Source organism: Neptunomonas sp. ABH4_499 (assembly GCF_056160565.1).
The window spans coordinates 341,889-360,522 of the sequence record NZ_JBSWXK010000001.1; the positions used below are offsets into that span (position 1 = coordinate 341,889).

General features: G+C 37.2%; 18 protein-coding genes. All 18 read right to left on the reverse strand.

The window, feature by feature from the left end; all coding sequences use genetic code 11:
• Positions 1-36: 36 nt before the first annotated feature.
• Genes ACXAF9_RS01550 through ACXAF9_RS01635 form a run of 18 tightly spaced genes read right to left on the reverse strand, consistent with a single transcriptional unit; the run spans position 37 to position 18,630 of the window.
• Complete coding sequence (locus tag ACXAF9_RS01550; protein ID WP_475069473.1) at positions 37-372, reverse strand: hypothetical protein; 336 nt, start codon at positions 370-372, stop codon at positions 37-39.
• Positions 369-1,796, reverse strand: a complete 1,428-nt coding sequence (locus ACXAF9_RS01555; RefSeq protein WP_475069474.1) for a phosphomannomutase — start codon at positions 1,794-1,796, stop codon at positions 369-371. Before ACXAF9_RS01555 ends, ACXAF9_RS01550 begins: the two co-directional genes overlap by 4 nt.
• 27 nt (positions 1,797-1,823) lie before the next feature.
• Positions 1,824-2,795 (reverse strand): capsular polysaccharide export protein, LipB/KpsS family, encoded by a 972-nt coding sequence (locus ACXAF9_RS01560; protein WP_475069475.1) that lies wholly within the window; start codon positions 2,793-2,795, stop codon positions 1,824-1,826.
• Positions 2,792-4,609, reverse strand: a complete 1,818-nt coding sequence (locus ACXAF9_RS01565; RefSeq protein ID WP_475069476.1) for a beta-1,6-N-acetylglucosaminyltransferase — start codon at positions 4,607-4,609, stop codon at positions 2,792-2,794. Before ACXAF9_RS01565 ends, ACXAF9_RS01560 begins: the two co-directional genes overlap by 4 nt.
• A 2-nt stretch (positions 4,610-4,611) precedes the next feature.
• Positions 4,612-5,625, reverse strand: a complete 1,014-nt coding sequence (locus ACXAF9_RS01570) for a glycosyltransferase family 2 protein (protein ID WP_475069477.1) — start codon at positions 5,623-5,625, stop codon at positions 4,612-4,614.
• 6 nt (positions 5,626-5,631) lie between these two features.
• Positions 5,632-6,744 (reverse strand): hypothetical protein, encoded by a 1,113-nt coding sequence (locus ACXAF9_RS01575; protein ID WP_475069478.1) that lies wholly within the window; start codon positions 6,742-6,744, stop codon positions 5,632-5,634.
• Positions 6,741-7,379: an HAD family hydrolase gene (locus ACXAF9_RS01580; RefSeq protein ID WP_475069479.1), complete on the reverse strand. Its 639-nt coding sequence runs from the start codon at positions 7,377-7,379 to the stop codon at positions 6,741-6,743. The genes ACXAF9_RS01575 and ACXAF9_RS01580 overlap by 4 nt, the downstream gene beginning before the upstream one ends.
• On the reverse strand, positions 7,369-8,052 hold the full coding sequence (locus ACXAF9_RS01585; RefSeq protein WP_475069480.1) for an acylneuraminate cytidylyltransferase family protein: 684 nt from the start codon (positions 8,050-8,052) through the stop codon (positions 7,369-7,371). Before ACXAF9_RS01585 ends, ACXAF9_RS01580 begins: the two co-directional genes overlap by 11 nt.
• A 1-nt stretch (position 8,053) precedes the next feature.
• The gene (locus ACXAF9_RS01590) at positions 8,054-8,773 is read right to left on the reverse strand and encodes an HpcH/HpaI aldolase family protein (RefSeq protein WP_475069481.1); all 720 of its coding nucleotides are present in this window, start codon (positions 8,771-8,773) and stop codon (positions 8,054-8,056) included.
• Positions 8,774-8,785: 12 nt separating this feature from the next.
• Positions 8,786-10,363: an aldolase catalytic domain-containing protein gene (locus ACXAF9_RS01595; RefSeq protein WP_475069482.1), complete on the reverse strand. Its 1,578-nt coding sequence runs from the start codon at positions 10,361-10,363 to the stop codon at positions 8,786-8,788.
• Complete coding sequence (locus ACXAF9_RS01600) at positions 10,347-11,483, reverse strand: hypothetical protein (RefSeq protein WP_475069483.1); 1,137 nt, start codon at positions 11,481-11,483, stop codon at positions 10,347-10,349. The genes ACXAF9_RS01595 and ACXAF9_RS01600 overlap by 17 nt, the downstream gene beginning before the upstream one ends.
• Positions 11,476-12,312, reverse strand: coding sequence for a glycosyltransferase (locus tag ACXAF9_RS01605; RefSeq protein ID WP_475069484.1), 837 nt, complete (start codon positions 12,310-12,312; stop codon positions 11,476-11,478). The genes ACXAF9_RS01600 and ACXAF9_RS01605 overlap by 8 nt, the downstream gene beginning before the upstream one ends.
• Before the next feature lies 1 nt (position 12,313).
• Positions 12,314-13,402, reverse strand: a complete 1,089-nt coding sequence (locus ACXAF9_RS01610) for a KpsE/RkpR family capsule polysaccharide export protein (RefSeq protein ID WP_475069485.1) — start codon at positions 13,400-13,402, stop codon at positions 12,314-12,316.
• Between the two features lie 18 nt (positions 13,403-13,420).
• Entirely contained in the window at positions 13,421-14,092 is a 672-nt protein-coding gene (locus ACXAF9_RS01615; protein WP_475069486.1) for an ABC transporter ATP-binding protein, read from the reverse strand.
• Entirely contained in the window at positions 14,089-14,883 is a 795-nt protein-coding gene (locus ACXAF9_RS01620; RefSeq protein WP_475069487.1) for an ABC transporter permease, read from the reverse strand. The genes ACXAF9_RS01615 and ACXAF9_RS01620 overlap by 4 nt, the downstream gene beginning before the upstream one ends.
• Before the next feature lie 13 nt (positions 14,884-14,896).
• Positions 14,897-15,787 (reverse strand): glucose-1-phosphate thymidylyltransferase RfbA, encoded by an 891-nt coding sequence (gene rfbA, locus ACXAF9_RS01625; protein WP_475069488.1) that lies wholly within the window; start codon positions 15,785-15,787, stop codon positions 14,897-14,899.
• A gap of 21 nt (positions 15,788-15,808) precedes the next feature.
• Positions 15,809-16,897 carry a dTDP-glucose 4,6-dehydratase gene (gene rfbB / locus ACXAF9_RS01630; protein ID WP_475069489.1) on the reverse strand — a complete coding sequence of 363 codons (1,089 nt, stop codon included), beginning with the start codon at positions 16,895-16,897 and terminating at the stop codon, positions 15,809-15,811.
• Between the two features lie 17 nt (positions 16,898-16,914).
• A complete protein-coding gene (locus ACXAF9_RS01635; RefSeq protein ID WP_475069490.1) occupies positions 16,915-18,630 on the reverse strand; it encodes a polysaccharide biosynthesis/export family protein in 1,716 nt (571 codons plus the stop codon).
• Positions 18,631-18,634: the final 4 nt, after the last annotated feature.

The following is an 18,634-nucleotide window of genomic DNA, read 5'->3' on the forward strand; positions in this document are numbered from 1 at the left end:
TTTCCTTATAAAATTCTCCATACTATTAATTACAATCTATCTACACCTATTACGTTCCATAATCGAGCTAACAATAGATATTGATGAGACATCCAAAACGGCAGCATGTTCCATAGCAAACTCGCCTACCACACCATGAACAAACTCACCCTCCGCATAGACGAATTGTTCAGAATAGGGCTCCTCGCCAAGTGGGAAGTAGTTTTTATAATCCGCCTTCGATAAGGCAAGCCAGTACTCGTGAGCGGAGCCGCAGGATTGGAACGATTGCACTTCAAAGCCAACCGTTGCCGCCCCCAAAAAGCCGATGGCATGAGCTTGAGTTGATAGAGCAATACCAACCCATAAACCCAATAGGGGTAGATACTTCAAGAAGCTAACGCTTGGACGTGGCTCAGGACTTTGCTCACAATTGACTGCGCATTGGCTTCAGAGTCAGCCTCCGCATAACAGCGTAGTTCAGGCGCATTACCGGAAGGACGCAAATGAACAATATTGCCGCAGGCAAGATTGACCCTTAACCCATCAATCGTTGAAACACTTTCGACAGATGCATCGGCTAGACCAATCTTAGCAAGCAATGCAGCTACATCCTTCTCGCCTTCTTGGAGAAAGGCTTTACTCCACTCAGTAGGCACCTCTTTAATACGGTCACTTGCGGTAAAGCGCTGAGGTAAGCTCTCGACCCACTCAATAATTCGCTTGCCTTGTTTTTCGCTACCTGCGATAACGACGATACCTGGCAATAACGCATCCCGCGTAGGCAGCGCTTTAAGGGTGACATCATTTAATGAGCAATCCGACCCTAACAAGAAACCACCGTTCGCTTCGAACCCTGCCACCGAGTTGAACGATGCCAACTCATCAAAGGCAGCTATAACGTAGGGTGAGCCGATGCGAGTACGCGTTACTTGCTTGAAAAATTCGCTCTTTTCGATGGCGGTATTACAACTCACAGGAACGGCTAAAGCTTCGATACCCAAGTACTGAGCCGTCATTAAGCCCACGATGTCGCCACGTAACCAGTTGCCGTGTTCATCAGAGATCAATGGGCGATCCCCATCACCATCGGTTGAGAAGATCGCATCAAGTTGGTATTTCTCCGCCCATTTTTTGGCTTTGGCTTTATCCTCTTCCGAGACAGCTTCGGTATCGATCGGTACAAACGTATCGGTACGCTCTAGCGAAATCACTTCTGCCCCAAGTGCGGTAAACACATCCGCATAGAGATCACGACCAGCGCTTGAGTGCTCAAACAAGCCTATACGCTTACCTTCCAACGTTCCGGATGCAAACAAGCCTTTATTGCGACTGATGTAATTGTGAGCCGCTTCTGGCTTTACTTCGGGTAATTCGATATCCGCAAAGCCGACAAAGGGAGACTCGCAGTTTAAGATGGCTTGCTCATCCTCTTTGCTGATCTCACCGTCGGGACGGTAGAACTTAAGCCCGTTCCGGTCGAAAGGGATATGACTGCCAGTCACCATGATGCAAGGAATGTTATCCTTCATCGCTTGCAACGCCAGCGCAGGCGTAGGAACAACAGCGTAGTAATCCACCTGCAAACCTAACTGGCGCATCACTTTGATACTGGCTAAGGCAATATCTGGGCTGCTTGGGCGGTTATCGATGGCAATCGCGATTGAACCGAAATCGAAGTTAGACTGCATGTGCTCGATAAAGGACTGAGTGAACGCGCCGACAACCTCCGGCGTGAAATCCGTAACTAAGCCACGGGCGCCGCTGGTGCCGAACTGGACGTTGGATGACTCAAAAATAGATAAGCATGATGGCATAAGAAACCTGCTATTCCCTGCTAAACATTAAATGGAAGACGATAAAAACTGATCACGCTCGTCTACTAAGTGCTGAATGGTATCTTCTACCTCGCAACGCTGACCGGTGTTGAGATCAACATAACGACAATACTGGATATAGGCTGAATAAAAAATCGCCTCTAATGATCGCTCAACATTACGTCGCTCACATGACAATGCATCAATCGTGAGGCCCCATCCTCCGTAAAAAGGCATTCCAAAGCAATGAACGGTTTTACCCGCAAGAAGTGCCTCAAAGCCCATTTGACTGGTAACAACATAAACATCCGTCACTATATCAAGTACCGACCATGGATTACATTGCTCAGTGATCAGAGTACAACCCAACTCTTCAGCAAGGGTTAACAAGTGGCCTTGCTTTTTACCGGCTAACACGTCGGGATGGATTTTAACGAGGATTTCAGAATCAGGATGATCTAACACCGCTTGCCGCAGCATTTTTTCAAAGGAAGAAGCGCTTGCCAATCCGTATTGAATGGAAGCATCTCCAAAGGTCTGATCAACGACAAGAACTTTAGGTTTACCACTTAAGTTAAAACTGACTTCGGGCGCTTGGTTATATTTCGATAAGCGGTGCTGCTTTATCAAAGAAATGCAATTTAAAGCTCGCTCTATCTGGGCTGGATCCAGATGATTTTGGTGAATAGCCTTTTCCAGATCAGATGGGCAAGTAGCATCGTAATAGATACCAGAATGATCAACGACCAGGGAATGGGGATTTGCACCTTCAACACCGAGCTTTACGGAACGAAGAAAGCCATCTTCTAAAAAAACAAATTCTTTGAAGAAAATACGAGCTAATAACCTAGGAAAAAAAGTGTTGCTTTTTAAACCCCATCCTAAGACAGAGCAACTTTTAAAAAAAAACAACAAAGAACAACCAATAACCTTGGCTTCTATAAATTGATCAACAAAAGGGATAGATACTATCCCTTTAGAAAAACTGAAGAACCTCACAAAGCAATCACTTTACAATCGTGAAATACAGATTCATTAATAAATTTAGAATATGAATTTATATCAAAACTAGACATACGACCATGATATTTATATTCACTAGAATGATCATAAATCGTAATCTTGGCAGACCATTTCAAATAATCAATAATAGACAAGAAACAATTTGAAATATAGATATCAAAACACTTAGATTGTGAATCAGAACACATCAAGTAATCAATAAATCCCAAGAATCTTAAAGCGACATCTGTACTGACTGAGCAATCAGAATCGAAATATAAATCAGAATCGCATTCAGGAGAAAAAACATGCAACCGAATAGATACAGGTATACGCTTGAATAAAGAATATAAATCAGAACTATCAACTTCGGTGTTTATAATCGATGAGACTCTATTAACATTCTGATCATCAAATGATAATGTAGCCTCATTAACCAAACTAACCTTATGCTTACCAAAAAGATTTATAAGCAATCTATTATGATAAAAATAATCTTCATCCTGAGCCCCACAGTTAAACACTAGAGATTTTGACACCCTTGAAAATAAAATCAAAAACTTACTTTCAATATCACTCACATTAACAACCAAAGTTTTATCGGGATACTTTAGAGTTGCAGAATAAATAAGATATTCAAAGTCTTCATCAAAAAAAGGCGAATCTATTCTGTCGATAATAAACTCATTCGAGTCAATACCATGAAGTTTTAAAACATCATAAATATTAAGATAAACCTTATCATCAGATGTTAATAAATTATATTTTTCATGAACAGATAAACTAGCGGAAAAGATAACAATAATATTTGACCTTATCCTCTCCAATAAAGACCCTTCATGAGTTTGGCAAAAAAACCTTGAAGACCTTTTTAAATTAGAATAATCAGATTCATTTTTCTTAGAAAGGATTTCCATATGGCTAATTTCTTTATGATTATTATTTAAAAAGACATTTGAAAAAAAATCACGAAATTCTTCAGCATCATGACTAACCTTTCTGACAAAAAACTTAGTCTCTGAGATAAAAACTTTTGAAACATCATCGTTATAATATACTTTTGGAACTCCTCTTGAAGTAAAAGTATAGCGAGTTAATAAATTAGCAGATATTTGATTTTTTGGTACAGTATTAGCTACAAGCGTTTGAAAGAAAAGCTCATCCGGAATCCACGTGCTTTTATAGAAAGATGTAAGACTAGGGTTATCCTTGATCAAATCAAATAACTTTGAAAGAGTTGCAGAGCGCAAACACCACCATTGTGATCCCATGTGTGGTATATGATTAAAGGGCAACTTTCGATTTATACCTATTTTTCTCTGAATAAAAAGAGAATAATCAAATAAATTTGGCTGATAACGCCAGTTAAAAAAATTAAATTTACTCCAACGCTCTTTTTGTAGACCACCAGTGACCCATCGGTTCTTTTCGGCATCGACACATTCTATAAAGTCATAGGAGTTATCTTTTAGAAACGATTCCAATTGATCAACAGGCTTAACAGGAAAACAGCTACCAGAAAGCAAATAATAGTAGTCGCTTTCGAAACCATTTTGGGCGATAAGTTCTATACAATTAAGGGTTGCTTGAATTATTGACCACTCCCCCCATACAACATGTAATCTGTCTGCAAAAAAAAGATTACCATCAAAGCTATCAATACCCCAACTAGCAGACTCTTTTATTAGATTATTTTTACACGATATATCATGATGTATGTATACATCAGACCCAGAACAAAGTAATGAACATATCAAGGGCTTGAGCTTTTCCGGAGACTCATGAGCAAGAAGAATATAAGATACTTTCATATTTACCACTCTCCCTTGCTAATAAAGCCGGACTCATATAAAGACTCCCACCCTTCGTACTTTTTTGAAATACCTTCTGCATATAGAATTTGCTTTTCTTTTATTACGTTACCGTAAACTTTATATTCAGCAGAATCATTATAGTGCTGTTTATTAACAAGCTCTTGCTCGACTTTATCTTGTAAAGCACTTATAAACTTAAAGTGAAGCATGGCGCCAGTTGTGTGATTTTCTTTGTAACAGATATTAACACGTTTCGGAATAGCCATATGCATAGACTCTATATATGCAAAATACCAACGCCATTTAACCAAACAAACTTTATTCAGTGCAGGAGCTGAAGAGGGGTTACTACTAGAAAAAAATCTACGCCTAACGCCGCCTTGAAGAAATAAATTTTTATATCTAAAATCTTTCTGAACTTTATATGGCACATCATCAAAATAACGGCAAACATCTAGAGGATTTTGACCCGGCGTGTACACCGTCTCAGAGATATCCTTATCACTGTACATATCGACAAGTGGTGTAAAGAAGGACTCTTGACTAATACTATCTAAATAGGATGTCAAATTTTGCAAAGATCTAGTTTTCATGTATGGATAAATTAAAAATTCATCAGGATCACAAGTAATACACCACTTGCCGCGCCCAAAGACTAGAAGCAAATAATTTACCCAGTGCATTCCAAAATTGGATTTTTTGTAACTGCCTTTAGCTAAAAAAACACAAACATCATCTGATCCTTCTATATATTTAATAAAGCCATCTGAAGAATCATTATCAATTAATATAAAATACTCAACACCCATATCTCTGTAATATTGTAGAAAAAATGGAAGTCTATGGCCTTCATTTTTGAAGGTACAAATCAAAATATGAGAAGATTTCTTCAAGCGAGATTTCGAACCAGAGTAAACTTGTTTTAATTCAAAAGAATGGTACAAAGCCAAAATAAAAAAGTGCAAATAACGCGTAAAATGCGACAAAACAGAAATGATTTCCTTAACCACCATTACCACCTAAATTTTAGCTTTATATTCAATAACCTTTCTTTTAACAAAAGGAGCGTCTGGTTTTAGATGAAGTGCTCTAGTCATAACTTTTAATGCTAATTTAATATCATAATTTTCAATTCTCAAAGCTAGATCTCTATACCACTCAAATGAATTTTCATCAAGCTTAGATCTCAAACTTTCATTTTCCGATATCAAATTTAAAATAATTTCTGACAAGTACTTAATAACATATTCTCTATCAAGAGTTTGATCTGATTCATTAGAATATGAACTAAAATCCTCATCAAATATATTAAACCCAAGATAACAAGATAACCGATCATTTGATTCTTTAAAACTTGAATAAAATGTTAAAGCTTCGTTATAGGTAGGTAAAAGCTTTTGGTTACAGCCATCATTTAATGATAGAACCATCTTAACAAACCGATGTTTTTCAATGGTTTGCTCCTGAAAGTACGGTCTCGTAAGATGTAAAAGTAACTGTTTATTTTTAGAAATAGATTCATTCACATGAACACTTGTATCAACATTCTCAAAAGGAATACCAACAACAGAACAGAAATCATCTACAACATTTGAATTTAACAACTTTGACTTCTCTAAAACTCTTACAATGACATTTTTTTCACCAAAAATAGATGACCAGAGTTTTATCTTATTCTCAAAATCCAAATAATTTAAAGAAAAATAATTTAGCTTATCAGGCAGAGCTGATTCAGAATGTCCATAGGCAACTGAGTTATCAATCCACTTAGTTCCTTCTTGCTTTTGTGAAACTGCAAGAGAATCTTGTCTTCTTAGATATATAATAACTTTACATTTCTGATTATTATCGACTAATGCATCATACAACTCCTTCACCTTATCAACTTCAAATAACCAAGAAAAGTTTTCATGACTTATTATAACATTAGAGAAAGGAAGTTCATGGATCCTTTGCAAACCCGAAGTATCTAGATCTATAACAGGTTCTCGTTTAAATGGAATTGGCCAAGGAGACGGGTTATAATACACATAATCATTTGACCTCAAAAACTCCTCATTACTTTTAAGAAATTTTTGAATTGAACTAGTTCCTGTTTTATGCAAACCAATATGTAAAAATATATTTTTCATAAATCAATTTCATCAAAAACTTTAATATTATTTTTTGAAATCCAATCATCTTTATCTTTTATCTCAGTCCATTTATCATAGAATAAAAAATCCGCACCAAACTCTTTAGATACTTCATAGTCATACATACTATCGCCTACATACACAGTAGATCCAGGATGCGATGACATTAAATTTTCAAATATTTGATATTTAGACTTAGGGCTACCAAAAACTCCTAGAGAGAAATATTTCAATATATTTCTTTTCTTAAAAACATAAGTAACTTCTTCTTGATCTCCCCCGGTAATAACACAAGTATTTTTACCATTGAGCAATGATGCCTCAGCCACCGTGACCATAAAATCATTTAATTGACACTCGAGTAAGCTTGTCTTGACAATTTCGCTATATGAATTGAGTAATTTTTCATTAAGCTTTGAAGAAAAAGGCACATTTAGTATATTTTCGATAAAATACTTAAATTTGACATATCTAGATATACCACCATGAGATTGATGATAACTCTTAAACAAAAGAGCTTTATCTTCACCATACTCTAATGTTGATAGATAAAATGCGTCACTCTTAAGTTTATTAGAGTCTAAAATAACTCCATCACAGTCAAAAAATACATTACTATAACTATTTATCACTATAAACCTCGAAAAGTGATTTAGAAATTTGATAGTCTTCATACTCATCAATATCAACACCGGATATTTTTGATACCTTATGCATAAATGGATTTTTTCCTAAAAAATATCCACGTTCTAGAGTACTTTTTTTATCTGACATGTATAGACCGTTTGTAACCCGGAATAAATCCGGCAAATTTTGGCTTATAGTATGATCTTTATTTGCCTGATAATTTAATGGTTTTCCATTCATCCAAAAATAATCTTTTAAAAGGTTAACTGATACAAGGCTATCGAATTCTTGAGTATCTACACAATTTTTTATATAACTTTCGAAAGCACTCCTGTATTCAGAAGGTGTCATTAAAGGAACAACTACCGTTACCCAAGCAAAGTGTTCAGTTTCAATATCATTAACTATCCCAGTAATTACTTCGGAAAATGATGCCACATGGCCAGTACTTAGATAATCATTCCTTTTAAGAAATCTAACACCCATTTCCTCTGCTGTTTTTTTTACGTTTTCAGAGTTAGAGCTTATAAATATTTTTTGTGCATCCTGAACTTTCTTAAGCTGGTAAATTTTCCACTCTAATAAATTCATGCCATTTGCAAAAGGCAGAAAAATTTTATCTTTAATCCTACTACTACCTTCTCGTACAGGAATAATAACAGAAACATCGTCAAACATATTATCTAACCTCTTTGGTAATCAAATTCAAAGCATTTGTAAAAATATTAACATCTACAGAATAAGCTACATACCCAATACCTAAGTTAATATATTTTTTTGCATTAAGTATTTCATCTGCAAATATGCCAACTTTTATACCTTTATTTTTACATTTTGATACAATTTCTGCTATCAACGCCTCAACTTCTTGACTATTAATATCACCAGGTTTTCCAACACTTTGAGATAGGTCATAAGGACCAATAAATATAACGTCTATATGATCTATCTCCAGAATATCATTTAGCTTATCGATAGCATTAACGCCTTCTATCTGTAATATAACCTGCTTTTTATTTTCTTTGGAGAAATATACATCTTTTTCCATTGATCCAAAATTAGCTGATTTTACAAAACGACATACCCCTCTTTTGCCAAGAGGATGAAATTTAGCACTACTTATTGCTAATTTAGCTTCTTCAACACTTGATATATTAGGAATTTGCACTCCATCTGCACCGCAATCAAATGATTTGCCAATCTCGGAAGGGTTAACATCTCTGGTTCTGACAACAACTTTAATATCATGATCCTTAGCTGCATTGATCATATTTTGAATTTCAGTCCAAGACGCATTACCATGTTCTCTATCTAAAATTATAAAATTGATATTAGATAAAGCAGCTGCTTCAATAATTGAAGAATCAACAGTTTTACAAAAAATACCTAACTCAGCCATAATATTCCTCAATCAAACAAAGCTAAATATACTTTGTTCGTTTACATTAAAATACGTTTTAGTTAAGGATATAGGTTTTATAAGATCAGAGTCATGATACAAATTAAATATATTATTTATTTCATCATTACGTCTATCCCCTGACTTATATCCATCAAAACCCACCATTTTTATGCTAGTCGCACCAGAAGCATTAACAAAACCCAGAGCATAAGCTAAAACTGCCTGACTAGGCACTATTGCTTTATGCTGACTAAATAAAAAGGAGCTATTGATTTCAATCCCAAAGTCAACAATATTTTCATATGAAATTTTTGAAGACAAATCTAGAGGCATCTGAGAGAAAGGCATTATAACTGGTATATTCTTTTCTCGATACTTTGTGGAATCAGATATAATTTTCAGAGGGTGACTAGCTATTAAGTAATCACACTTAAAAGAATTATTCTGAAAATTCAACTCAATAACGACTGGATCATATTTAGAAATATATTTATGAATATAATCTTGATATTTATGCGTACTTGGGCCATTTGCTACTAAAAGAACTTCTTTATCCTTCAGGATAAGATTATTAACAAAGCTTTTACCCTCTGTCATCGCGTAAAAGCTTAGTGCTTCTTTCAAACTCGCAATATCATATTTTTTAGCGTCAATTTCCTTCAAATAGTTCACTAAGTAAAATACATCATCATTTGTTAAACTTTCATCTGAAAGTGCTTCCTGTATATAACTTGGATGAATAGAATATTTACCGGATAGATAGTAGAAATGATTCGTACCCCACTTACATTTTGATTTAAGTGGTGAAAAATAGCTTTCTATTAAAGAAAACAATTTTATTAGTAAAGGATTGCAACCAAATAATTCAATTAATAGTTCTTCTGTTTTTACATTTCCAGGACCACGCCCCATACCTGTAACAGTTGAATCAATCCACGAAACTCCATTATGTATTGCAGCAAGTGTATTCTCCAATGCTAAGCCCATGTTATCATGAGCATGAATACCAAGATCTTTCTCCCAACGAATTTTTATCTTATTAACTATAGTATCAATATCTTTTACTTTTGCTGAACCAGTACTATCAGCTATGTAAAAACAAGAAATATTAAAATTATCTAAAAAATCTAAAATTTCTTGAATTGACGAATCACTACAAGAGGTTATTTGCATTAGATTTATTACTACTTGGTAGCCTTGATCCAATAAATATTGAACACTTTCACCAATTTTTATTATTTCAGATTTATGACATGCGATTCTAACAATATCAACTTTACTGTTAGCAGAATTCAAATCAAATAGATAAGATATATTTTCTAATGGATTACTTAATAGCTCTGATGCATTAATCATAACGGAAACTTTAAGATTATTTGGCAACTTCAAGCTTTGCAAGTATGATTCACTAGTGTAAGCAGAAGCACCTTTGAATGAGTTCTTCTTTAAAGTTCGTAATCCTAACTCAACTATGTTAACACCTACTTGAGACATAACATCGAGATATTCATTTACCACTTCAACTGGAAAATCCCAATTATTATAATAGCCACCATCTCTTAAAGTACAATCAAGAATATACATCATTATCCTCCAATATATTACATGATAACCTCTTCAAATTCTTAAGATAAAAACCTATAGAACTTTTAGACTCTATGAAAGTTATTGATTTAATCACTTCATTAAAATCAGATTTTCTAATATTTCTTTCTATATCACTTCTTATTTCTTTTATTTCAGCCTTATCTAATACTTTACTAGGAATGAAGTTGCCACCATGTATTAATAAATACTTATCACTTCTGGCTTTATTGAAAGCATCATTAGCCATTTTTATAGAATCATATACTCCCTTATTGACAAAAACTATTTCTGGAAATATATCTAAGAAGTATTGATTGGTTTTATATACAGGAAGTCTTGGAAGGAGTTTCTCTCTATTAATGATTGTTCTCACGCTATAAGCAACATTAAGCTTATATTTATTAGCGAGCTGTTTCAAAAACCTCTCACCGATAGGTAGATCTGATTTACTATTAACATTGTTATAGTTTTTATAAGGATCTATCAGTTCATAAAATGCATTCATTAAAGTAGAGAAACTATCATATTTTCCCATGAAAAATTTTATTGATACTTGCTTATCTTTATTTATCGTATCGGGAGATGTTATGATATCGCTATCGAAATCTAATACAGACCCATCAACATCAAAGTTTACCTCACTCTGCAATCTACAATAGTATTCATATTGACCTAGATATTTATCTTTTATTATGTTCATTGCTTCTTTATTAAGGTAAGCAACTGGTATACTTCCTTGCCACCAAGGATGTGAATCCTTTTTAAGCTTTTCACATATTTCTAGTCCATCTATAGACTCTAGATATTCTTTTTTATACTTATAAACTTTAACTTCTACACATTTTAGTTTCTTTTTAATGTGCTCAATTTCACTTAGCAATTCACGTTTTTTTGCAAAGTAAATATGATCCCGAGATGATAAAATAAAATTTTCTTTTGCTTGGACTACATCCAAACTTCTAAGATGAATTTTATTAGGGTCGACATTACCAATTTCATCCCATATAACAAATAGGTATTCAACATCTAGATTATTTTTTGAGAAAAAACTATTCCAGTTATCAATATTCTCAACAGCATTTCTTAGCTGCCCAGTAATTACCGCCAATACTTTAGCCATCCATCAACACCTTTAACTTACTAAAGTTTTTCTTATGCTTATAGTAAAACAAGCCCTTTCTTTTAGGATGCCACAGATGAATCAGAGCTATACTCCAACTATCGCATACAGTTGAGAACTTCGAGAAATAAGCTCTAAAACCTTTATACTCCGATATAAACCCTGAGCCATAATTTAGTGAGTAATTTTCTGGTCGCTCCCATTTTGGGAACTCTTCTCCTAAACGATGCAACAATTCAAAGTCTTCAGCACCATGCCCAGTATAAGACTCATCGTGACCTCCGATTTCAATTAAATGTTTCACGTTAGCAACAATACACGAGCTTCCCTTAACTATAAATTGTACATCTTCAGTTGGATGATTTGGGTGTTCAGACATTCTCCAATAATTACTATTCTGTAGGTTCGAATCCTTTAAATAGTTTTTTGTACCTTGTTCTGTCAAGAAAGCCACTGGAACACAGAAAAAATTCTCAGGCTTATTTTTTAGATTTACGTGATCTATTAACTGAGCTAGGTCATTATAAATTTCGGGAGACGCAATAAAATCCACATCGTGGAATATACTCACAGGCGTGGTTGCGATTTTTAATCCAGTATTTCTAGCTCTGGATAGTGAAAAACTTTTCCATTTGCTGTTTATGTAATAATAAATAGCTTTTTTTTCAGATAATTTTCTTATGTACTCACTGGCTTTATTAGAGCTTCCATCGTCTATCACACATACTTCAAATTCACTTGGAATTCTATTTAACAACCTCTTTAACCTGAGTATATTGTCATCTATATTTTTACATCGAATAGGAATAATAATTGTAGCAACTTTCATATTAATCCCTATGATCTTTTATTATCAAGAACAACATATGCAGTATCAGAGTTAAAAAGACACTTATCAATATACTTACTGTTATATTGTATATTCTTTTCGGTTCTGTGGAGTATTCTGGCAGCGTTGGGGATTGAAGAACCGAAACTTGCTTTAATTTTCTAGCCGCTTCTATTCTTGTATTTTCCAATGCATATATTGCAGCCGAATAGCTTTCTTCTGCAAATTTCAACTTCATTTCCAGCATCTGATATTCTGACGAAGTAACGTTTAGTGCTTGCCCTTCACTTTCCGCTACTCTTGATCGTTCATCTTTTATTTGCTTTTCTACTGCAGAGATTTCAGATTGTAATCTTTTTACAGAAGGAGCACTTTTACTCTGAAATGCTAGGCTTGCATTAAGTTGAGCTTTAAGACTTGCAGCCTCTTTTTCTAACGATGATACAACAACATTAATACTCTCAACTGTTGCTGTTGGGGATACTAAACCTTTTTCGTTTTGATACGTCAAAATTTCAGATCTTGAATCATCTAAATTATTGGCAAGTTCTTCTACTTGAGTTTCTAAGAAGCTAACTTGCTCCGCAGCTAAACGTCGCCCCATCTCATTCATTTCTTTTTCTCCTTCTTTTAGAAGAAAATTCAATACATTCTGTGCGTATTCCGGACTGTAAGCTTTAACTTGAATCCTTAATATTTGAGCGTATTCATCTAGTTCTACAACTATAATTTTCTTGTAATATTCATGCATTTTTTCTGCGGGAACTTCACCAGAGTCAAGTCTAGAGAAAAAATCTATTTTACTGTTTGAATAGTGTTTACTTATCTGAAATTTTTCTTCAACTTTTCTCATCATATCCGTTGATAAAATATAGTCCTTAAGAACCAACATATCATGATTATTTGTGCCACCACCTATAATACTTTGTAGACTTATACCCGCATTTGATGACACTTGCGGACTTTCTAAAATCACATTTGATTCAGATACAAACTTATCGGTTGCTAAAAAACCCCAATACATTATCGAACTAACTATGAATACCAGACATACTATCCATACCGGATTATTTTTCACCGATTTAACCATTTTTATAGATTTCCCACTTTATTTTTTTCCAAGACCAGTCAACTTATGATATTCACTTAAGGCTTCATTTATATCATCAAACCAAGTCGCCCTACCTTTATCTACTAATATTCCAGCCTGACATAAATCTTTCAATATCTTTTCCCCATGCGAAACGATTATGAGGCTAGATTTACTTACTCTATCTTTAAATGCTTTTGACGCTTTTTGTTTAAATACTCTATCACCTACAGCAGTTGCTTCGTCGCTAATATAGACATCAAAATCAAATGCTAACGATAAACCAAACCCAAGTCTTGACTTCATACCGGAAGAGTAAGTCCTAATAGGCTCATCAAAAGCTTTGCCAATTTCTGCAAAGTCTTCTACTTTTTTAATGATTTCATCAATTTTATTATCGTAACCATTAATTCGCGCTACAAATTTTACATTTTGTCTGCCGGTCATCGATCCATTAAAACCACCAGATAAACCTACAGGCCAAGATACTCTACAGTTTCTTATTATTTCACCTTTATCAGGTGTATCCATTCCAGCTATAAGTCTAAGTAATGTTGATTTACCTGCCCCATTTCTGCCAATCAATCCTACAGATACATTTCTGGGTATTTTTAAATTGATATCCTCTAAAACCCAACTTGACCCTGGGTGTTTTTTATATCTTTTATATACATTATTTATTTCTATCATTTCGCTTTTAACTCTTCTTCGAAGCGTATATGCAAAATAAGTCCCATTAGCATGGTAACTAATACACTTAAGATGAGATATAAACTACTAACTTCTGATATCATTTGATAGTTTGAAAAAAATGCCCCTCTTAATATTTCTAAAGCATGAGCTACCGGATTAAGCAGCAATATCTCTCTCAGTTCTTGTGGCACGTAATGTATGGGAAATAAAACACCTGAGATAAGTAATAATGGAAAGCTTATTATTCGAGTAATTCTTCCTATTTCTGGATACATGGTTGATAATGCTGATAAGATCAGTCCTGATCCTAAACCAAGAAACCATATCAAGAGCCATACATACAGTACTTTTATAGCATCAGAGGGAAACAAATTTATATCTATAAGACTTCCTAAGAAAATAAACAGCAAAAACAAAAAGGATCGGAGTGTTGACTCTACAAACGACCTTACAAACACTGGGTCTATAGGTTTTACTTGCCGATACGCAAACAAGGCCTTATTAGAGTCTATTGCCCCTATCAACCTAATCATATTTTCACGATATAAGTAGAAACCAAACAAGCCAACAATAAACCATGGTATAAATTCAGCGCCACCAACATGATGGGTATTACCCATCGCTACCGAACGAATCAAAACCATAATAACAATCATCGCTGCCGGCTCGATGATCATCCAAAACCATGCGAATCGATCTGCAGTGGTTCGTGATAACGCCTCACGCATAAACAACGCATACCACACACTACGCGTCACTTGCCACGGCGTTCTTACTTGCTGTGTCATCTTTTAATCAAACTCATTTAAAATACTTTCTGCCTTCACTTGGCAAATCAATTAGATATTGCCCGTAGCTGGTTTTACTTAACTTGCGGCCACTTTCTAAAAGTTGCTCTTCCGATATCCATCCTTGTCGCCATGCAATTTCTTCTAAACACGCTACTTTCATACCCTGTCTATGTTCGATCGTTTGTACATACTGTGATGCGGCTAACAAACTATCGTGTGTCCCTGTATCTAACCAAGCAAAACCACGGCTTAGTTTTTCAACCTTTAGGTGTCCTTTTTTAAGGTAGGTGTTTATTACATCGGTAATTTCAAGCTCACCTCGTTTGGAGGGTTTCACTTGTTTTGCTATGTCTACAACATCGTTATCAAAAAAATACAGCCCCGTAACCGCATAAGATGATTTTGGTTTTTCTGGTTTTTCCTCTATGCTGATTGCATTGCCTTCTTTGTCAAATTCAACAACACCAAAACGTTCAGGATCTTTTACTAGATAGCCAAATACGGTTGCACCGCTTTCAACCGATGCCGCTTTTTTAAGCTGCTCACTAAAGTACTGGCCGTGGAAAATATTGTCGCCTAACACTAGGCAAACATTATCCTGCCCGATAAAACGCTGCCCAATGATGAAGGCTTGCGCCAGCCCATCGGGTGTCGGTTGGACTTCATATTCGAAGTTAACCCCGTACTCGGATCCTTCCCCTAATAAATTCTGATACTGAGGCAAGTCTTCTGGGGTGGATATGATTAAGATATCTCTTATACCCGCCAGCATGAGTACGGAAATCGGATAAAAGATCATCGGTTTGTCATAGATTGGCAAGAGCTGCTTTGATACACCTCTAGTTATCGGGTGCAAACGTGTGCCAGAACCGCCTGCTAAAATAATACCTTTACGTGACATACGTACGCACCTCTTATTTATTTACAGGGTCCCTAAACGTTCGCCTTGGTAACTTCCATCCTGTACACGTTGCCACCACTCTTGATGATCTAAGTACCAGATAACCGTCTTTTTAAGGCCAGATTCAAATGTTTCTTGTGGGGTCCAGCCTAAGTCTTGCTCGATCTTGCTGGCATCTATGGCATATCGAAGATCATGGCCGGGTCGATCTTTTACATAGGTTATCAGGCTTCGATAACCTTCGTTGGAAACGTTTTCGTTCTCCGCAGCTGGGCGAAGCTCTTCTAGCAAATCACATAGCGTTGTAACCACTTCTATGTTTTGCTTTTCATTGTGACCACCAATGTTATACGTGGAAGCGATCGCACCCTTTTGTGCTACCAGTATCAGTGCCCGAGCGTGATCTTCTACAAATAACCAGTCACGCACTTGCTTGCCATCTCCGTAGACAGGCAGTGCCTTACCCGCTAATGCATTAAGAATCATTAAGGGGATTAATTTTTCCGGGAAGTGGTAAGGCCCATAGTTATTAGAGCAATTGGTTACCAATGTCGGCAATCCATAAGTGCGTTGCCAAGCCCGTACCAGATGGTCGGAGCTGGCTTTACTTGCGGAGTAAGGTGAGCTTGGCGCGTAAGGTGTTGTTTCTGTGAATAAATCGTCTTGACCATGCAGATCGCCATACACCTCATCCGTCGAAATATGATGAAAGCGAAAGCCTTCTGCCTTTTTGGGGTCAGTAGATTGCAAATCGCTCCAATGCTTCCTTGCAGCTTCAAGCAGAATGTATGTGCCAATCACATTGGTTTGGATAAACTCGCCCGGCCCATCGATAGAGCGGTCAACATGACTTTCAGCAGCCAGATGCATCACGATATCAGGCTGATGCTGATCGAAAACCCGCTGCACTGCTGCGGCATCACAGATGTCGATTTGCTCAAACGAGTAACGATCATTACCAGAGACCTCTGTTAACGATTCTAAATTACCGGCATACGTTAACTTATCCACATTAACCACTTTGTGGTCTGTGTTATTGATTAACTCTCTTACGACTGCAGACCCGATAAAGCCTGCGCCGCCAGTGACTAGAAACGTTAACTGGGTCATATTCACACTTTACTATTTTACAAATCCAACGCGACTTTCGTTGCTACCGCTAATTGATATAAGATCTGAGTGATACTGGTTGCAAGCTGTAGGTTCTTGGTCGGAACCTCCGGCAATACAATGATCTCATCACCTGGCTGTAGCTTAGCGCGGTCAGCATTCAGTACTTCACCGTTTAAACGCACCAGTAGGATGTTCTCTTCATCAGCGTGCTGGGTAAAGCCGCCAGAGCGCTCGATGTAATCAACCACCGATTCGCCGCGTTCATACACGAGTGCTTGAGGGATCAACACTTCACCGCTGATGAGCACCGATTGGGTCGTTTCTGGGATGGTGATGACATCACCATCTTGCAAACGGATATCCGCCACATTACCGCGGTTGGCAACCACCATGCGGCCTGTCGGTTCAGCCTGAGAAGCTTTTTCGATGAATTTTGCGATCAGCTCCGCTTCACGAACTCGAATTTCGGCTTCTTGCGGGGTGGATGATGATGCCCCCAAATACGTGGTTTCTAGGCGGCGTAAGCTGTCCATTAAAGATTGACGCTGACGCTCGGCCACGCTGATTCGGCGCAGGGAGATGTTACGAGTGTCCGTTAAGTTTTGCGGGACACTCACATTGTCTAACAAGCTAATTAAGGTTGTATCACGCGGTACGGCATAGCGTGCTGGGCCGTTAAAGCTGCCCTCGAGCTGAACCACAATGGTGTCTGGCTTTTGATCGGCACTGAATAGGACTTCATCACCATCCGACAGGGTCGCTGTGGCAAATTCATCCAGCGTGAAATACTTAGAGAATAAGCCCGAATCACGCACCCCACGCACCAAAACGTGCGTAATACCTGGTTTGGTTGGCGCAAAACGGATCAAGTTACGGCCCGCCGATTCTTGGTTGTTTAGTTCAAACAGGTAATCGCGCTCAACATCGCCGCTGACCATAACGGCCGCTTGGCGCTCTTCGACCACAACGGTATCGCCATCTCGGAATTGGACTTTCGGTAACACACCCTCTTTCAAGAAGCGGTATAAGTCGATGCTCGCAATGGCTTTACCCGAGCGCAGCACACGAATTTGTCGAAAGCTACCCAGTTGCTCGTCAATGCCACCGGCCTGATCTAAAAAGTACAACACCGAATCGTTAGGCGTACCGGCATAACGGCCTGGGTTTTTCACCTCACCTGTCACAAAAATCGCAACTGGCTGTGTCCCTTGCAAATTGGTGTACACATTCACGTTTTCGGGGTACACGGTTTGTACCGCGGCTTTAACACGGCTGTTTAAACCTTGAAGTGATGTGCCTTGGACTTTGACAGGCCCAACCGTTGGTATAAACACATAGCCTTTTGCATCAACAGGCAATACACGCTCTATCTCCACGGCGCCCCACAGACGCAGTGTGATCAAATCCCCTGGCGCGACTACGTAGTCAGGGTTTAAACCATCGGAGCGTGTGCCTCGAAAGCCGCCTTGAAACAGCTGTGAGCCATAAGGCGGTACGCCCATCATGGCCGACTGGCCGTTCATACCCGCCGGGCCATTAGCCGGGCCGTAATAGGTGCCGGTTTGGTAATTGGACTTACCGGCGTCTTGAACCTGAACCTCAGGCATCGGTTGTGCTTGCTGGCTGGCTTCTAAGCCACCCGTACCTGTATTAATACCCAATGCATGGACTGACGTTGCCGCTATAAACGAAAACGCGCTGGCAACCCACCAAGAAGACCGTTTTAACATCGAT

Excerpts from the sequence above, each read along its gene's own strand:
- ACXAF9_RS01555 (WP_475069474.1), bottom strand. The coding sequence starts at position 1,796 with ATGCCATCATGCTTATCTATTTTTGAGTCATCCAACGTCCAGTTCGGC.
- ACXAF9_RS01565 (WP_475069476.1), bottom strand. The coding sequence starts at position 4,609 with ATGAAAGTATCTTATATTCTTCTTGCTCATGAGTCTCCGGAAAAGCTC.
- ACXAF9_RS01570 (WP_475069477.1), bottom strand. The coding sequence starts at position 5,625 with ATGGTGGTTAAGGAAATCATTTCTGTTTTGTCGCATTTTACGCGTTAT.
- ACXAF9_RS01575 (WP_475069478.1), bottom strand. The coding sequence starts at position 6,744 with ATGAAAAATATATTTTTACATATTGGTTTGCATAAAACAGGAACTAGT.
- ACXAF9_RS01585 (WP_475069480.1), bottom strand. The coding sequence starts at position 8,052 with ATGTTTGACGATGTTTCTGTTATTATTCCTGTACGAGAAGGTAGTAGT.
- ACXAF9_RS01590 (WP_475069481.1), bottom strand. The coding sequence starts at position 8,773 with ATGGCTGAGTTAGGTATTTTTTGTAAAACTGTTGATTCTTCAATTATT.
- ACXAF9_RS01595 (WP_475069482.1), bottom strand. The coding sequence starts at position 10,363 with ATGATGTATATTCTTGATTGTACTTTAAGAGATGGTGGCTATTATAAT.
- ACXAF9_RS01600 (WP_475069483.1), bottom strand. The coding sequence starts at position 11,483 with ATGGCTAAAGTATTGGCGGTAATTACTGGGCAGCTAAGAAATGCTGTT.
- ACXAF9_RS01605 (WP_475069484.1), bottom strand. The coding sequence starts at position 12,312 with ATGAAAGTTGCTACAATTATTATTCCTATTCGATGTAAAAATATAGAT.
- ACXAF9_RS01610 (WP_475069485.1), bottom strand. The coding sequence starts at position 13,402 with ATGGTTAAATCGGTGAAAAATAATCCGGTATGGATAGTATGTCTGGTA.
- ACXAF9_RS01615 (WP_475069486.1), bottom strand. The coding sequence starts at position 14,092 with ATGATAGAAATAAATAATGTATATAAAAGATATAAAAAACACCCAGGG.
- ACXAF9_RS01620 (WP_475069487.1), bottom strand. The coding sequence starts at position 14,883 with ATGACACAGCAAGTAAGAACGCCGTGGCAAGTGACGCGTAGTGTGTGG.
- rfbA (WP_475069488.1), bottom strand. The coding sequence starts at position 15,787 with ATGTCACGTAAAGGTATTATTTTAGCAGGCGGTTCTGGCACACGTTTG.
- rfbB (WP_475069489.1), bottom strand. The coding sequence starts at position 16,897 with ATGACCCAGTTAACGTTTCTAGTCACTGGCGGCGCAGGCTTTATCGGG.
- ACXAF9_RS01635 (WP_475069490.1), bottom strand. The coding sequence starts at position 18,630 with ATGTTAAAACGGTCTTCTTGGTGGGTTGCCAGCGCGTTTTCGTTTATA.